We start from the raw sequence: 16,866 nt of genomic DNA on the forward strand, positions 1-16,866 counted from the left end.
ACAAGGCGAGTGGTACAGCAGGCCGGCGGGTTTATCAGTAACGAAGCGACCATTGGCTCGGCGGTAGTGATAGACAACGTCAACCTTCGCGTCGAACGCGACGCGTACGTTGGGGCTCGCGCTCGCCTTGACGGCGTTGCGCGCATTCACATCCAGGAAGGCGCCCACGTAGGACGTGGCGCTGTTGTCTCGACGCTCACGGCATGCAGCCACCCTGGGCTCGATTTGCACATGCCGCTCAGCATCGCCGCATCCGAAAGGAATCTCAATTGACTTGTCAAGCGGCGGTCGGCGTGGCGGGCGGTGATTCCTGATGGAAGGTCGTGCCGTCTCGCAGGAGCGCCCAGATCACGTTGATGCGTCGGCGGGCGAGGGCGAGGACGGCCTGTTTGTGGCTCTTTCCCTCGCGGCGTTTCCGGTCGTAGTAGGCGCGGGAAGCGGGATGGGAGCGGGCTGCGACTTCGGCGGAGAGGTAGCAGGTGCGCAGCAGGCGTCTGCTGTAGCGCTTGGGGCGGTGGAGGTTGCCGGTGACGCGTCCGGAGTCTCGTGGGACGGGTGCGACGCCGCTGATGCCGGCGAGCCGGTCGGCGGACTCGAACACGGTCAGGGTGCCGCCGGTGAAAGCGATGAACTCCGCGGCGAGCAAGGGCCCGAAGCCGGGCATGCTCAGCAGCGATTCGGCGTGCCGGTGGCGGCGAAACCGGGCCTCGAGCTGAGACTCGACCTCCTCGACCTCTTCTCGCAGCCGCAGCACCTCGGTGGCCAGTCGCCGCACGATCATCGCGGCCGCGTCCTGCCCGGCGACGACGGTGTGCTGGGTGTGAGCGGCGTCGATCGCGGCCTGCGCGATCTGTTCGGGCAGGCGGGCGCCGGCCTTGCCCAGCCTGGCGGTCACCCGGGTCACGCCGGCGCGGCGCAGCTGCTCGGGTGTCTGATACTGCGTGAGCAGGATGAGAGCGGCCTTGCGCTGGGCGTAGTCGAACGCGGCTTCCAGGGCGGGGAAGTACTCCAGCAGTGTGGCCCGCATCCGGTTGATCGCCCGGGTCCGGTCGGCCACCAGATCGGCGCGATGACCGGCGAGCATCCGCAGCTCGACGGCGATCTCGTCCATCCCCCGCGCGGGGGAAAGGTCGCGGCGCATCCGGGCCTGGTCGGCGATGATCCCCGCGTCCTTGGCGTCGGTCTTCCCATCGCCGCGGTAGGCGCCGGCGGCGTGATGGACGGTCCGGCCCGGGATATAGAGCAGGCTCTGCCCGTTCGCGGCGAGCACAGCGATCAGCAGCGCAGCCCCGCCCTGGTTCAGGTCCGTCGCCCAGACAAGTGCGCCGCCATCCGCCAAGGCAACCACGTCGGCCAGCAGCGCGAGGATGTCGTCCTCGACGTTGGCGATCTTCCTCGACAGCACTCTCGCACCGTCCTGGTCGATCACGACGCAATGGTGATGGGTCTTGCCGGCATCGATACCGGCCCACAGTCGCGGCATCCGCGCCTCCGCTCTCTCAGGTGCTTCCGCCCCAGCGAACGACCACGCCGTCTCGTCCTTACACAGCGATCAGATCGCGTCTCTCAATCAGCGGTCGAGCCGTTGCGAGACACCGGGCGGCCAATCCTTTCCAGCCGTCACAACGGCAACCACATGTCAGCCATACCCGGCATCCCCGGAGCGGTCAGAAGCCTACGACGCTCCCGAAACCACACACCAACAAAGTAAGGAACCACATTGACAGTTAGGCTCCTTGGCGGTTGGGGATACTTCAACCTCGGCGATGAGGCACTCCTCGCGGGCTACATCGAGACACTCAATGGAGAAGTCGATCTCCAGGTCGGTTCCGTCGATCCACATCGAAGTTCAAAAGCGCAACTCGAGTCGAGGGTGCTCCGCCAAGAAGGAACGTTCGGACGACTCGCTCAGGACGACGTCGTGATCCTTGGTGGAGGCGGGTACTTGAACGGTTCCTGGCTTCCCGAGATCGGGCGCAAATTGCGCCGCATCGCTCACGACAGCCGCGGGGTCCGTGTGGCAACGCACGCCGTTGAGGTGCGAGGTCTCGTCCGAACGCCTTTGGAAGAGCGAGCCAGAAAGGTACTCCGTCATGCTACGGCCACGGTTCGAGACCGCGAGTCTCAGCTGGAGCTTGGTCGCCTGGATAACCAGGCGGCGGAGATCGTGCCCGATGCGATTGCGTTGCTCACACCGCACCTCGACCGCTACCGCACGCGCGTGCCTGAGTTGCGCGGGAAGGTGTTGCTGAATCTTCTCGACATCGCACGCCGTCCAGACTCGAAAGAGGCGGAGCTGGATCCTGTGCAACTCGTCGAGTTTGGGCGGCTGCTCGTCGAGCGACTCGGGGATCGGGCAGTCGGGTTGGTCATCGGCGAGGGGGATGCCGAACACCTGCGTTCGTTTGGCGACATTCCCATCCTTGTGCCATCCACCGTCCCAGGGCTCGTCTCTGCTCTGGCATCTGCCGCGGGGGTCTTCAGCGTGCGGATGCACCCCGGACTAATCGCGTCGGCGCTCGGAACGCCGACTGTCTCAGTGCCGTATTGCGGAAAGGTACGCCCAACCCTGGACCGGATAGGCACAGCCGAGACGATCCTCACAACGCTAGACATCGACCAGGTGATGGAACAGCTTGCAGCGCCAGTTGACTACTCGGATCGCTGGAAGGTTGCTGCGGGCGAGTCGAGAGCAGCACTCTGGGCGATGGTCGAGAAGATCTAGTCGGGTATACGGGCCTCGAGAAGACGGGCAATCTCGCCCCCATGCGACTGCAACTGACGGTGACCGCTTCCGCGCAAACTGCGGGTGCTTGGCTCGATGCAAGGCGAGTTGACGTAGTTTCCAAGCGAACAGATGGGTCTACCTAACTCGCGGGCGGGAACAGCGCCTCGGCCAGCGGTGCCACGATGACGCCGCGTACTCGGCCGTGATGTGTCCGCCGTCCCAGCGCTGGGGGGTGGTGCCCGCGAAGGGCATCACCCTCCCGCTGGCGGTGAACCACTTCGCGGTGGGGACGTACTCGATGCCGAGTTTCTCGGCGGCGGTCCGGTCGCCCTGCTCCTTCACCGCATAGGCCTCGCTGATCATCGTGCGGCACGACGCGGGGCCAGTCGCGGCGTTGTAGCAGGAGTCGAGGCTCGCGGTCGATCTCGGGATGCCGCGAAGTTCGCCGAGGTAGACCGCGGCGGTCGCGAGGGTCCACGCGTCGTTCCACGGCGGCCTGTTGTAGGCGTCGACGAAGCCCGCCAGCAGGGCGTCGTCGTCGCCGGGCTCCCACGGGCGCACCGCGACGCTCAGCTCGTCCACCACCATCAGCGGACGGCGATCGTCGGGGTCACAGCATCCGTCAGCACCGCGTCGCTCACCGAGCCGATGAAGAGGCGGGCGAGAGCCCCACGACCGTGCGTGCCGACCACGAGCAGCGCCGCGCCGGACGCGAACGCCTGCAGAACCTGGGCGGCGTCGCCGGGCTGCACCTGCTTCTCGATCGCGAGGTCGGGGTGAGCCGCGCGCACCGCGGCCAGGGCATGCTCGACCAGTTCCTCGGTCGGTTCCTGCAGGTCGAGCGGCTCGAGGTAATCGGATCCTGGAAGGCCGGACGTGATGCCGTCGCCCACCAGCACCGGCGACCACGCGGCGACGGCGACCAGGCGCTCGCCCCGGCGCACCGCCTCCGCGGCGGCGAACGCGACCGCCGCCTCGGTCACCTCGGAACCGTCGATGCCCACCACGACACCCGAGCGCCCCTCGAGGTCGGCGTCGGGCACCACCGCCACCGCACAATGCGCCGCGGTCGCGATGCGCCGGCCGTGATCGCCCCAGTGATGCCCGGGGTGCGGGTCGCCGAGCACGAGCAGCGCAGCGTCGCGCGAAGCCTCGACCAGCACATCGACGGCGTCGCCATGCTCGGCGTGTGCCTCGACCACGAGGTCGGCGTCGGCGATGGCGACGGACAGGCGCGCTGTCTCCGCCTCGAGAAGGATGTCGCCCGCCGACACCGCCTCGGAATCCTCGGAGTCCTTCGTCACGGCGATCAGGACGAGCACCGCGCCCGTCTGCGCCGCGCGCTGCGCCGCCCAATCCACCGCACGGCGGCTGGCCGCAGCATCCGTCACACCCACGACGATTCTCTCGGTCATACGCTCATCCTGCCGCGTGCGGCCCGCAGCGGACGCAAACCGAAGCCGACACGTCTCCGAACAACCGCAGGGACCTGCCGCAAGGCACGTACCCGCACGCTCTCGAGGGCGTTTCGACTTCGGGCGCTGGAGCGCCCTCCGCTCAACGAGCGGGGGGTACGAGAGCCGCTGCTCCCGCCTCCGCTCAACGAGCGGGGAGGCAAGGGCCCTGATCCCGCCCTCCGCTCAACGAGCGGGCGGGTGCGAGAGCCCCTGCTCCCGTTCCGAATGACGGGTGGACGCCCCCTCTCACCCTCCAGGTGGGAGGGGGCGTTCTGCGCGCGCGCCGTGACGCATGGCACACGGCGCGAGGCCGCGGCATCCCGTGGCATCCCGTGGCATCCGCAGCATCCACCAGTCTCGTGTCGACGCGGGTCAGGAGTACAGCCGATCGCTTTCGTCGCGCCATTGCTGGACGATACTGTCTGCCAGACGGTCGTCGCCCCCAGCGTTCAACAGGTACCCCTGAACCCGATCGCCGGTCGTTCCACGGGTGACGAGATGCTCCCGCGGCGGCAGGAGCTGATCGTCGTTGTCGTCGAAAAGGAGGCCACGCTCGGTCAGGTCGCGGTCGACGCGAGCACTGGTACCGGATTCCACACCGATGATCCCCACTCCAAGTTCGAAGAGCCTCTGCGATCGCGTGCCGATCTCGCCCAGCAGCTCGCGGACGAGTCCCGGTTGCACCTCCAGGTCGATGAACGGGATCGACTCCGCGAGATCCGTGGCAGAGTCTGCAAGTGCGTCGAGATCCCACATCTCGCCGCCGCGCCGCATGGTGCGGAGCATCTCTACGGTTGCAATCAACACATCGATGGGCTCGGCGACACGCGCGGCAAGCTCACGTGCTTGCCTTGCGGTATCCGCCGCGTTGTGAAAGCGCCCCATTCGCTCGAGCACTCGACTCTCTGCCAGTCGCAATCGCAGCTCGAATTCGTCATCACCGCTGCGGTCGAGCGATACGCGCCTCGCCGACTGGATGACTTCGAGCGCCTCGTCGAACCGCCGCAAGTCCTCGAGGACCTCGATCTCGAGGAGGGGGAGCAGCGACTCGCCGAGGCTGCCTCGTCGTGAACGAAGCGTGTCCAGCGCAACCTCGAGTTGGCCCGCCTGCACCAAGGACCGCACGTTCGACTCCGTCGACCGAATCCAGCCCGCATCGTCGAGGTGAGAGCTGACGTCGTCGTCGATCCGCAGGTCGCCGCCCGAGCGTGCGGCGAGGTAGGCACGGCCTCTTGGTGGCAACTCATCACGCGATGGCTTCAGCAGTCGATAGGCCCGATCGTCCCAGCGATCGTCGAGCTCGTCGCTTGGGCTCCCCACCATGAGCATGTGGTACAGCTCTTCGGCGCGGTCCTCGACCGTTTCGCGAGCCCGGTAGTAGTCGATCGCCGCCACGTGAATGGCGCGCGCCTGGTCGCGACGATCAAGGAGCAGCCACGAGAGCATCCGAGATCGCACGTCTGCCCGATGGCGCAACACCTCGCCATCCACCTCGACGAGGGTCGCTTCCTCCGCAAGCGCGCGGAACAAGCCCAAGGCCTCCGGCTCGGTCGTGACGTCGAGCTCGCAGGGCACTGCGAGAACCTCTCGGATGATGTCCGGCGTGATCACGCGGACGACCAGCCCAGGGTGGGCCAGCTTGCGCACGTCGGGATCTGCGATGTGCCACAGGATCCGGGAGTAGAGCTGGCCCTGGACAAGCCCGGCCTGGATTCCGTCGAGAAGCGACGTCCCGTCCAGGCTGTCGTGAGTACCCCCTGCCTCGAACAGACCGTCATCATCGTCATGTTTCAGCAGATCGGTGACCAGCCGCAGAGTGAGCGGGCTCCTTCCGAATCGGGCGGTGATGAGCCTCGCCTGGGACTCACTCACTTCGAGACCGTCTTGCGTCGTGAGCAGCGTGATCGCCGACTCTTCGTCGAGTTCGTCGAGCGTACGGACGACGAACCTGTCGTCGAAGTCCTGCGGATCGAGCGCGCGGCCCGAAACGATGATGCGCAGCGAGCTGATCCGCCGCCTCAGGTACCCGAGGAAGTCCCAGAGCAGGAACAGATCCGACTCCTGGTTGCGCTCGACCTCCTCGAATGTGTCCAGCAACAGAACGACCCTGTCCGCGCCGAATCCCTCCAGCAGGTCGGCTGCAGCACCGAGCAGGTCGTCGTAGCCGCTGGTCGGGCTCGCGAGGTACGGGTTGGTGCGCCCAAAGGGATTGACTCCCAGCCCCGGTCTCGTCCGCGAGTTCGCGGACTTGTACGTGTTTCCCTGGATGCTGCGTGAACTGAGGCCATACCACCCGAGATCTGCTTCCTCCTGCCGGCGAAGCTCGTCGATCACTGCCGCTAGATGCATCTCCATCGGAGACTCTCGCGACGTGTCCGGGGATTGAAGCGAAGTCTGCGCGAGGATTTCGGCCAGCAAGCCGGCCGAATCGTCGGTGCGCAGGGCACCCCGATCGAAGTTGAGGTAGGCGACGAGCACCTCTCCCCGAAGGTCGACAGCATCGACGACTGCCCTGGCCAGCAGTGTCGACTTTCCGACACCACCGACGCCCGAGATCACCAGAGCCCGGCCGTCGTCGACATCGATGTGGCGCGCGATCCGCTCGAGCTCCGCCCCGCGACCGACGAAGCCGAATCGCAGCAAGTCGGTGAGCGGCTGCAGGACCTCCAGCCGCCCGAGTCGACGTCGAGCCGCGTTCTCGTGATCGTCCGAACGAGAGACGATTCCGTCGAACCATCGGACGACCTGCAGCTCGGCCCTGAGATCCGCTGCGGACAGCTCCGCCGGTGCGGGGCCTTCGCCCCGCAGGATTCGGTCGATGGCCGCCTGGGTCGGTCCGTCGGGCACCCGAGGAGCCTGGGCGCGCCGCTCTTGGGCCCCTCGTGTGCCGAGCCGTTTGAGCGTGTCTCGGCGCACGGCAGGGTCAAGCGTCCACGCTGCGGCTCCGCTGTGATCGCGCACCTTCACGCAGTCGTCGAGAAGGAAGTCGACGATCGACTGCTCGGGGTCGACCTCGCCGGCGGCGGAAGCCTCGAGCCAGCCTCCCTGAAAGGAAGCGAGCGTCGCCGTCGCCTCGCGGAGCTCTCGGCGCGCCGGGGTCAATCGATCCGCCTTCGTCATGACTCCACCGCAAAGTGCTTCTCAAGACGTCCGCGAAGATAGTCGCCGAGCGCGCCCAGATCACCGCCCGACTTCTCGTACTCATCCATCGCGTTGCGTGTCCAGGTGCGGCGAGTCGCCTTGGTCACGAGCGGCTCGCAGCCGCCCGTGACCGTGTCGATGAAGGTCTCGATGTCTCGAGAGCCGATGGGCGTTGTGCGATAGTCGAGGCTCTGTCGGTGCGCCTTGCCCCCGAAGCCCGTGACGACGAGCTTGGTATTCGAAGGTTTCAGGTCTCGATTCAGCGAGAGGATGAGTCGCTCGACCAAGTGGACCGCGGAGGGGTGCACCTGAGGCTTCTCGAGACCGTCGATGAGAATCCATTGCGCTTCGCCATCGGAAGGCTCGATGATCTCTCGAACTTCATTCACCAGCAGTCGGGCTCGGCTCTCGGGCGCGACGACGTATTCGACGCGCTTTCGGAGGTCGTCCTCGATCTTCCCGCGCTGGTCGCTCGTGAGATCATCGCGCAACTCGCTGATGATCGCCATCGCAAGGTCGAGGTCGGTGAGCGGAGCGTCGGGAGTCCAATCCTCGTCCCACACCGAGGCCCGCTCCACTCCTTTGACTGCGCAGAAGTGCAATGCAAGACGCACGATCACCGTCTTGCCGCTCTCTTGATCACCAGTGACGTTCAGCGTGTGGTACCCCTCGTCCCTCAGCCTCTTGAGGCGATCGCGCAGGGGGAGTCGATCGAACACGAGCTGCGAAAGGCCGACGTCGACGAAGGTGGCATCGAGCGGGTCGGCGGTGATACGCCAGTCCCTCCGTCCCGCGGGAAGTCCGAGCACGAGTTCGGCCTCGTCGACGCTGAGGAAGTAGTCGAAGTCCCCCCTGCGCGCCGGTTGCTTCGTCTGCAGATACTCCAGCAGCGCCCTCATCTTCCGCTGCCGCCTGACCTCCGGCACGGCCGAGGCAAGGAATATCTTCGGCTTCTCTGACTGCTCGATCTCGCTCATGTCGACATCGACCTCTGTCAGAGCAAGACGAATCTTCGCCGGTTCCTGCAGAAGCTCGGCTAACAGCCCCAAGAGCTGTTTCGCGGTCGCGTCCACCTTGGTCGATGCGACATCGATCCACAGCGCCATCTCACCCTCCGAGTCTCACCTTCGCAGTGATGAGGTCAGCACGGACCCGGTCGATACGTTGGCCCTGATTGCGATACTCGAGTTTCCCGTCGGCCTGACCCTGGGTCCAGCGATGGTGAAGGGCGACAACATTCCACTCGGAGTCGAACACCGGGGCCCCGGAGGAGCCAGCTTCCGTGTCAGTCCAGTACTGGACGACGTCGTCATCCACGAACCGCACGAGGTTGTGATGCATGCCGATCATCTTCGGCAGCCCCAGCGGATGTTGGATGATGTACACCCGGTCGTCGGGCGCCAGCTCCACCTCTGCATCGATGGGTAGCACCGGATATTCGGGGGGAATGGGATCCAGCGTCTTGAACACAGCCCAGTCACGCGCGGGATCCCCGATGATGCTCGACGGGTCTCCGCGGATCGCCGAACCTTCGCGAGTATGACCGTCGAGACCCACCTCGTAGTCGAAGACAGCGATGACGTCGCGTGCTTTCACCCCGTCCTTGGTGAACAGCACATGGTGATTTGTGAGAATCGCATCCTTGGAAACCCTGAACCCTGTCCCTTTGAGACCACGACGGCCCGGGAACTTCACTCTCAGCTGGCAGACCGACTTCGCGCGCTGCAGCCCGAGTTCGAGGAATACGACATCCAGCAGGGTGGGTTGCGATTCAACGATCTGCCGTTCCTCCTCCCCTCCGTCTGAGAATCCCGTCCAGTCGGCCGCGTCGGTGATCGCCGGGTCCTCTCGCGCCGCGATCGGCGGGAGATCGGTCAACCAGTCGTCGATGACGTCGGCGAGTTTCGGCTTCTGCTGACGGACCGTCGCCAGGAGAGCGCGGGTACGCTCCTTGGCGTTGGATTCGTTGAGGACCGACGTCCACACCGCGATCGGGGATGGCTCGCCCCACGCAATCTCGATCGAGCTGATCCCGTCGACTGCGTCCACGAGCCGCATGATCTCAGAGTGCATTCGGTACGTCTCTGCGAGCGTCTCGCGCACATCGCGGATCACGGGATCGGTCCAACGGATCGGGTACCGATCGAGCGGATGGCTGTCGACCGCTGCTTTCGCGGTGCGCACCATCGGAATCACGTCCCCCTGGACGTCGTGACGAGCCCGACCAGTCCGCCGCCGACGGTGCCGATCAGCACCGCCATGCCCTCAGGCATGGCGAGGCCTTGCAGAGTCAGGACGAACCATGACACGAGTCCGAAGAGCAGTGTCACGAAGAGTCCGATGATGACCACGAGGTACACCGGCCGGTTCAGCTTGGTGATCGGCTCGGGAAGCCCTTCGCCGCCACCCTCTTCCTCGCCTGAGGAACCCCTCGGCGGAACTTCGAAATCAGCGACCGACATGATCCCCACCCTCCCGGTGCGGCCGATTTTCCCTTTACCGTAGCGAGCGGAAGCGTGCCTGTCATCAGTGGTTCCTCATGGGGAATTTTTGTTCTATCGCGCACGTCGGGCGGCGACTCGACAGCGGGCTCGTTCTGGGCCTTACTCGTAATTATATTCGACGAAACCGCCTTGATGCGGTAGTCTGGACCCATGACGGACCACCTCGCTCCCCTCGCCGCTGCGGTCGACTCCGCGCGGGTGCTGTGGGCCGAGGAAGCGATCGAAGCGCTGGCACCGGGGGCGCTGATCCGTCTCAACGAGCAGCTTGCCGACAGCCAACGACTTCTCGACGCGGCGCGGGCACGCGTCGCCGCCGAGATCGCACGGCAGTCGAGGCCCGAACTCGGTGCGGGTGGGCTCGCCAAGCAGCAGGGGTTTCGCAACCCGACCGCACTGATCGCCACGGTTGGCGGGGCGAGCGCCGGCGAAGCGGCGCGGCTCATCAAGGTCGGCGAGGCGACCGCGCCCCGCATGACATTGAGTGGTGAAGCTGCGCCAGCGCGGCACCCGCACGTCGCCACCGCGCTCCAAGCGGGGCGCATCGGCGCCGCTGCGGCGAGCGCGATCATCACGATGCTCGACAGGGTCGCGCTGCGCGCGGGGCGTGAGGCCATCGACGAGATGGAGAAGCGGCTCGTCGAGAAGGCGCCCGGGCTCGCATCCGATCAGCTCGCCCGACTGATCACGCGCGCCGAAGCCCAGCTCGACCCGGCCGGCGTCGAAGCCCGCGAAGAAGAACTGCGTGCCGAGCAGGCGCTCCACATCTACGAAGACCGCCGGGGCATGATCGTCGTCAACGGCAAGCTCGATCCCGAGCACGGCGCGCCGGTCAAGCTCGCGATCGAGACGATGGTCGGGGCCGAACTTCGCGCCGAACGCGACGCCGCGCAGGCAGGAACGGATGCTGTGCGCCGCTCTGTTCCGCAGATGCAGGCCGACGCCCTCGCCCGCCTCGCCGAGCACGCCCTCGGCTGCGCGAACAAGGACCTCCCCCTCGGTGGCGCGACGGTCGTGGTGCGGATCGACCACGAAGACCTCATCACCGGGACTGGGTACGCGACCATCGACGGCATCGCGACCCCGGTCTCCGTCGCAACCGCCCGGCGTATGGCTGCCGGCGGCGGAATCATCTCCTGCGTCCTCGGAGCCGACAGCGAGGTTCTCGACTGGGGGCGCATCCAGCGTCTCTACACGACGGCGCAGAAGCTCGTCCTCGTGGAACGCGACGGGGGTTGCGCCAAGTGCGGTGCCCCGCCCTCGTATACGAAGGCCCATCACATCAGATGGTGGGCGAGAGACGCCGGTCCCACCGACCTCGACAACGGCGTGCTGCTCTGCGAAGCCTGCCACCACCGGATCCACGACAACGGGTGGGACATCCGGATCGAAGGGAAGGGAACACGCGCGAAGGTGTGGTTCCTGCCGCCCGCGCACGTCGATCCTGACCGCACACCCCGACTCGGCGGTCGGGCACGGTTCGATCTCGTCGCCTGACGGCGCGGCACTCGATGGCGCAACGCCCCACGGCGCGGCGCGTGACAGCGCGGCGACGGCGCGGCGCCCGACGCTCCGGGCCACCCACACGCGCGCCCACACCACCCACACGCGCGCCCACACCACCGACCGCGCGCCCCACGCCACCACCCGCACAGGCAGGGCGCGACCGGGGGCGCCGGGGCGCAGCATCCACTCATCCGATCACCCGCACGGCGCCACGCAGGCGTCCGCCGGAAGCCTAAGCTTGACGAGCGCCATCACCCTCCCCCCTCGTCGCCGGAGCCCCGCCCCCACCGTGATCCGAGTCCTCACCACCGTCGCCGTCGCGCTCTTCGCCCTCGTCGCCACCGCTGCCGTGACCCTCTACGCGCTCCTCGTCATCGACTCCCGCGAGTCCGTCCGGCACTACTACGGCGACACCCCCGCGCCCCAAACGCCTGAACACCGGGCTTAACCGAGACGAAACGCGCAAGTAACCCCCCGCGGCACAGATCGCCGTAGCGTGGCACCCAGATGGGGCACTGCCGCCCGGAGCCGGAAGGGAACGGCCCCGGGCGTTCTCTCTTTGGGCTTGGGGAGCACATGTACAGAGGCAGAAGAGTCACAATCCTTGCGGCCGCGATCACCCTCGGCCTCGGCGGCGGAGCATTGGCAGCCGTCGCGGCATCGGCCGAGAGCAGCGCCGTGGTCGGCGACGTCAGCGTCGTCATCGAGTTCACCTCGCCCAAAGTGGCAGAGATCTCGGTGTACACCCGCAACGCATCGTCGGTTCCCGCCTGGGGGGTCGCGCGCGTCAACGGTCCCGACGGCAGGCTCTACACGTTTGGGCCGACCCGCTTCGAGCCGGGCGAGGTGCGCACCCACGAGGTGACCATCACCGGGCACCCCTGCGAAGACCTCCACGACACGTCGGCGATCGCCTACGGCTACGCTGCTCGCGGCGATGACGAGCCCTCGTGGACCAGCGGGCTCATCACCTACCCGAGCCCGCTCATCACCGTCATCGGCTGCGGGCCGACCCCCACGCCAACCCCGACACCGACGCCCACCCCGACACCGACTCCCACACCCACCCCGACGGCGTCGCCGACTCCCTCTCCGACGACCCCTGTGCCGACGGCCACGGCGACGCCAGTGCCGTCGGCAGCGGCGACCCCCACGTCAGCCGCTGCCGACGGCGCGCTCGCCTCGACCGGCGCGGCCGTCGGATGGACCGTCGCCGCGACCATCGCCGCCGCGGCAGCCATCGTCGGCGGGATCGCGCTGAGCCGGCGCCGGAGAACCTGAGCGGGCCGCAGCTCGGAGCACCTGATGACAGCGGGCGAGAAGTCGCGCATCGAGTGGATGGACGTCCTCCGCGGGACGTCGATCATCCTCGTGGTGTTCAACCACGCCATCCTGTTCGCGAGCTCCTCCCCGCTCGGCGCACCCGAGGTCGCCTGGGTGCTCAACACGATCTTCTCCCCCGTGCGCATGCCGCTCATGGTGTTCCTGTCGGGCCTGCTCGTCGCCGGCTCGCTCGCCCGCGGCCCGCGCGCCTACGTGACCGGCAAGGTGCGCCGGGTGCTCTGGCCCTACGTCGTGTGGTCGATCATCGCGCTCGCGCTGCTGTACGGGTTCGGCATCCGTGAAGGCATCGTCGGCGGCGTCACCGCGCACGTCGTCACCCCGTGGGACCTCCTGCTGCCGCTCTACGACCCCGTCGAGCACCTCTGGTTCCTGTACGACCTGTTCCTCTTCTATATGGTCGCGCTCGTCACGCCCCGGGTCCCGCCGCTCTGGATCGCCGGCGGCGCGCTCGTCGCGTCGGCCCTCGTGCCCGACTTCGGCATGCGGCGGTTCTTCCTGCTGCTCGTGTTCTTCATGATCGGCGTGTGGTTCTCGCAGCACGTCGGAGCGCTCGACCGCATGCTCGCCCGCCGCTGGGTGATCTGGGCGTGCGCGGCGCTTGCGCTCTCCACGGTCGCCGCCGCGGCGGTGGGCGTCGGCCTGCGCTACACCGCGCTGTCTGCGCCGTTCGCCGCCGGCGGCATCGGGATCGCCATCGTGCTCGCGCGCCGGTTCGGATCGGCACGGATGCTGCGTCCCCTGCGCGCGGTCGGACGCGACTCGCTCGTCTACTACATCGTGCACTGGTGGCCGGCGAGCGCCGGCGTCGCCCTCGGCGCTCTCACGGGGAACGCCTGGATCGCGCTCGCTGTCGGCTTCGTGTTCGGCCTCGGTGCCGGCGTCGTCATGGTGCACCTGCTCCGCGTCCTGCCCGCCCTCGACCTGCTGTTCGCGTGGCCCGCCCGCCGTTCGGCAACCGTCTACACCGGACACACCACCGACGGAAGGCCCGCACCATGACCACCAGCCCGTTCAGCCGCCGATCCTTCGTCCGCCTTCTCGCCGTCGCCGCGCCCGCCGCGGCCACCGCCATGTGCTCGCCCGCTCAGACTTCCGGCGGGCCTTCTGCCACAGCATCCGTCCCCTCCTCCTCGGCTACAGCACCGACGGGTGCCGCCGCGGCCATCGTCGGCGCCGCCCGGCCGGCGGTGGTGCGCTCGTTCGGACCCAACGGCACCCACTGGCCCGCCCACACGCCCTGGATCAAAGACGCCGTCACGACCGTCGAGGTCCCCTGCACGTGGGCCGCGATCCGCACGGCGCTGCTCGCGGTGACCGCCTCGCAGGCGGCCGCCGGCGTGCACATCAAGGTGCGGCCCGGCACCCTGCCCGGCCTCGGCGCCTCGTCGGGATCGAAGGCCGTGCTGCAGGGGCTGGGAAGCGCCTCGTGGGCGAAGAACGTGCTCGTGTCACCGCGCGACGGCTGGGGTTCGGTCGTCATCACCGAGCCCGCGCGCCTGCGCGAGGTGTACGGGGTCACGTTCGCGCGCATCAACGGCGTCGACGTGCTGCTGACGAACTGCACGCGCAGCGCGTGGGCGCAGTCCGTCATGTCGGACGGCCTCAGCATGGCCTCGTCGTACGGCGCGACGACGAGTCAGTGCGGGGCGTACGAGATCGTCATGAGCAACGTGAAGTCCGACATCTCCGACCCGCTGGGGTACGCCGCCGGCGCCGACTGCGTGCTCACCGACAGCGTGTGGGACGGATGCTACTCAGCCCCCGTGTTCCGCCCGTCCGGCGCCACCGACCACGTCGACACCCTGCAGATGTACGGATCGGGCTGGTACCGGGGGCTCACGGTGCGCGACACGACCTTCTTCGGATCCCTCAACTGCGCCCTGCAGATCGGCGGCATGCGCGACGACGACCCGAACAAGGGCACACGGTTCCTCACGGTGGACCACAGCATCCTCACGTCGCAGGCCACAGCTCTTCGGGTGCGGTATCCGACGCCCACGGGGGCCGACACGCCTTCGATGGCGCAGGCCATCAACGGGATCGGCGAGGACTTCCAGCTCTACGCGAACGACTCGTACATCTTCGGCTCGATGTACCGCAGCAAGTGGGGCGGCGTCTCGAACACCAAGGTCTCGTACGGGCAGGCGACCACGCGCAACCCCGTCGCGTCGGGCGGCTGGAGCTACGACAGCTCGATGGATTCGTGGGGCGCCGCCCAGTTCGACGCCCTGGTGCCCACTCCCACCGACGCGTACCTGAAATCGATCTGGAAGTGACCGACCTCGCCCACCGCGCGTCGCGCGGCATCGCCGTGACCATGGGAGGGATGTGGGGCAAGACCCTCATCCAGATGGCCGCGATCATGCTGCTCGGCCGCCTCCTCAGCCCCGAGGACTTCGGTCTCGTCGCGATGGTCACGGCGATCTCGGGGATCATCGACCTCGTCCGGGATTTCGGCCTCACCGGCGCGATCATCCAAGCGCGCGAGATCTCGCAGCGCGCCTGGCGAAGTCTCTTCTGGCTCGCGCTGAGCCTCGGCGTGGTGCTGGGAAGCGTCCTCGCGGCGTGCGCCCCACTTATCGCGAACCTCTACGACGAACCCCAGCTCGTGCTCATCACGCTCGTGATCGCACCGAGCCTCATCGTCAACGGCCTCACCATGCCGCTGCAGGCCCGCGCCACCCGCGAACTGAAGTTCGCGCTGCTGGCGCGCGTCGACGTGGTCTCGATGGTGGGCGGTGTCGCCGCAGCGATCGCGGCCGGCCTGCTCGGGTGGGGATACTGGGCGCTCATCGTCATGGTCGGCACCGGACTGGTCGTGCGGCTGGTGATGCTGTGGATCGGCATCCGCCCCCGGCCCGGCTGGCCGCGCGTCCACCGCGACGTGCTGCCGCTCGTCACGCGGGGCGGCAGCATCTTCGGCGCCGAGCTGCTCAACTACGTCGAGCGCAACGCCGACACCGTCATCATCGGCCAGCAGCTCGGCCCGGCCGTGCTCGGCCAGTACTCGCGCGCGTACGCGCTGTTCCTCATGCCGCTGCAGCAGCTGAACGGGCCGATCGGGCGCGTCGCGCTGCCCGTGCTGAGCAAGCTGCAGGACGACGGCGACCGCTACCGCCTGTACATCCGCGGCGCGCTGCTGGTGATCGGGTATCTGACGCTCCCCACCTACGCGATCCTCGCGACGATCTCGGAGCCGCTCTTCGCGATCCTCCTCGGCCCCGGCTGGGAGCAGGCCGCCGTGCTGTTCAGCATCCTCGCGATCGCCGGGATCGCGCAGGGCATCGGCAAGGTGCGCGGCTGGCTCTTCATCACCATGGGCCGCTCCCATCAGCAGCTGCTCTACGACCTCGTCGCGCGGCCGCTGGTCGTGGTGGGCTTCTTCGTCGGGATCTGGTGGGGCGGGATCTACGGACTCGCCCTGACGTACGGCATCCTGTCGGCGCTGCTCCTCATCCCCGGGTTCGCGTTCGCGATCCGCGGCACGTTCGTGCGCGGCAGCGACATCGTGTTCCCCGTGCTGCGCCCGCTGCTGTTCGCGCTGCTGGCGTTCGGGGCGGCGTTCGCCGCGACGCGCGCCGTCGACCTGGTGCCGATCCTGGAGATTCTGGTGGGCGGGCTTGCGGGGGCGGTCGTGATCGGACCGCTGCTGCTGATCCCCGCGTATCGGCGTGATGTCGCGCAGATCATGGGGTTCGTGAAGCAGATGCGCAAGCCGAAGGCGCGCGCCGCCGCCGACGAGAACGAGACGACGGATGCTGCGACCCCTGCGGAAGCGGAGGCGTACGAGAGCGTGCTGCTCGAAGACGCCGCGACTCCCGGCGACGTGCTCGACGCCGAGATCGAGAAGCGCCGGGCTCAGAGTCCCGGTCGCTGAGCATTCGCTCCTCGCCCCTCGGGGCTCCGAACAACAGCGGGGGTGTTGGCGCACGGCACGTCCGTGCATTCTCTCGATAACTCCCTCCCCTGAGCCGCCTTCGGGTGGGAGGGGCGTCTGTCGTTCGGCCCCGGCATCACCGGGTGCCATCAACGTCAGCGGCGATGTCGGAGGCCCCTGTCATGATGGGTCCAGCAGGTCATCGAGTGCCCCCGGTTCGCCGGATCGATGACTCCCCGGACGGGGAGCGAGAGTCGCGCGTCGCGCGACGGAAGGGCACATCGTGGACCACGAAGCGCGTGATCGGGCCGA

Annotated in this window: 14 protein-coding genes; 7 read left to right on the top strand and 7 right to left on the bottom strand. The window is 67.7% G+C overall.

All coding sequences use genetic code 11. The features are described from left to right. Nucleotides 1-277 precede the first annotated feature (277 nt). Entirely contained in the window at nt 278-1,483 is a 1,206-nt protein-coding gene (locus ASF40_RS17270) for an IS110 family transposase (RefSeq protein WP_056371233.1), read from the bottom strand. A gap of 237 nt (nt 1,484-1,720) precedes the next feature. On the opposite strand from ASF40_RS17270, the gene ASF40_RS20945 reads away from it, so the two are divergent. Then, entirely contained in the window at nt 1,721-2,725 is a 1,005-nt protein-coding gene (locus ASF40_RS20945; protein WP_082497142.1) for a polysaccharide pyruvyl transferase family protein, read from the top strand. A 138-nt stretch (nt 2,726-2,863) separates the two neighbouring features. On the opposite strand, the gene ASF40_RS17280 is transcribed toward ASF40_RS20945, so the two are convergent. The 6 genes from ASF40_RS17280 to ASF40_RS17305 all read right to left on the bottom strand — a co-directional run bounded on the left by ASF40_RS17280 (nt 2,864) and on the right by ASF40_RS17305 (nt 9,788). Then, nucleotides 2,864-3,310, bottom strand: a complete 447-nt coding sequence (locus tag ASF40_RS17280; RefSeq protein WP_157549748.1) for a hypothetical protein — start codon at nt 3,308-3,310, stop codon at nt 2,864-2,866. Between the two features lie 5 nt (nt 3,311-3,315). Further along, entirely contained in the window at nt 3,316-4,143 is an 828-nt protein-coding gene (locus ASF40_RS17285) for a universal stress protein (protein WP_056371238.1), read from the bottom strand. 414 nt (nt 4,144-4,557) lie between these two features. Beyond that, nucleotides 4,558-7,305, bottom strand: a complete 2,748-nt coding sequence (locus ASF40_RS17290; protein ID WP_056371240.1) for an AAA family ATPase — start codon at nt 7,303-7,305, stop codon at nt 4,558-4,560. Continuing rightward, the gene (locus tag ASF40_RS17295) at nt 7,302-8,432 is read right to left on the bottom strand and encodes an ATP-binding protein (RefSeq protein WP_056371242.1); all 1,131 of its coding nucleotides are present in this window, start codon (nt 8,430-8,432) and stop codon (nt 7,302-7,304) included. Before ASF40_RS17295 ends, ASF40_RS17290 begins: the two co-directional genes overlap by 4 nt. Nucleotide 8,433: 1 nt before the next feature. Continuing rightward, complete coding sequence (locus ASF40_RS17300; protein ID WP_056371244.1) at nt 8,434-9,513, bottom strand: trypsin-like peptidase domain-containing protein; 1,080 nt, start codon at nt 9,511-9,513, stop codon at nt 8,434-8,436. A gap of 5 nt (nt 9,514-9,518) precedes the next feature. Further along, on the bottom strand, nt 9,519-9,788 hold the full coding sequence (locus ASF40_RS17305; protein ID WP_056371246.1) for a hypothetical protein: 270 nt from the start codon (nt 9,786-9,788) through the stop codon (nt 9,519-9,521). 192 nt (nt 9,789-9,980) lie between these two features. On the opposite strand from ASF40_RS17305, the gene ASF40_RS17310 reads away from it, so the two are divergent. The 6 genes from ASF40_RS17310 (at nt 9,981) to ASF40_RS17330 (ending at nt 16,554) form a co-directional block, all read left to right on the top strand. After that, nucleotides 9,981-11,324 (top strand): HNH endonuclease, encoded by a 1,344-nt coding sequence (locus ASF40_RS17310; protein ID WP_056371248.1) that lies wholly within the window; start codon nt 9,981-9,983, stop codon nt 11,322-11,324. A 247-nt stretch (nt 11,325-11,571) separates the two neighbouring features. Further along, the gene (locus tag ASF40_RS21185) at nt 11,572-11,781 is read left to right on the top strand and encodes a hypothetical protein (protein ID WP_157549750.1); all 210 of its coding nucleotides are present in this window, start codon (nt 11,572-11,574) and stop codon (nt 11,779-11,781) included. Nucleotides 11,782-11,909: 128 nt separating this feature from the next. Beyond that, nucleotides 11,910-12,614 (top strand): hypothetical protein, encoded by a 705-nt coding sequence (locus tag ASF40_RS21190; protein ID WP_157549752.1) that lies wholly within the window; start codon nt 11,910-11,912, stop codon nt 12,612-12,614. A gap of 24 nt (nt 12,615-12,638) precedes the next feature. Continuing rightward, the gene (locus ASF40_RS17320; protein ID WP_056371252.1) at nt 12,639-13,676 is read left to right on the top strand and encodes an acyltransferase family protein; all 1,038 of its coding nucleotides are present in this window, start codon (nt 12,639-12,641) and stop codon (nt 13,674-13,676) included. Continuing rightward, the gene (locus tag ASF40_RS21275; protein WP_056371254.1) at nt 13,673-14,953 is read left to right on the top strand and encodes a hypothetical protein; all 1,281 of its coding nucleotides are present in this window, start codon (nt 13,673-13,675) and stop codon (nt 14,951-14,953) included. The genes ASF40_RS17320 and ASF40_RS21275 overlap by 4 nt, the downstream gene beginning before the upstream one ends. After that, entirely contained in the window at nt 14,950-16,554 is a 1,605-nt protein-coding gene (locus ASF40_RS17330; RefSeq protein WP_056371255.1) for a lipopolysaccharide biosynthesis protein, read from the top strand. Before ASF40_RS21275 ends, ASF40_RS17330 begins: the two co-directional genes overlap by 4 nt. Nucleotides 16,555-16,866 lie beyond the last annotated feature (312 nt).

The organism is Microbacterium sp. Leaf288, assembly GCF_001422925.1.
Taxonomy (GTDB): Bacteria; Actinomycetota; Actinomycetes; order Actinomycetales; family Microbacteriaceae; genus Microbacterium.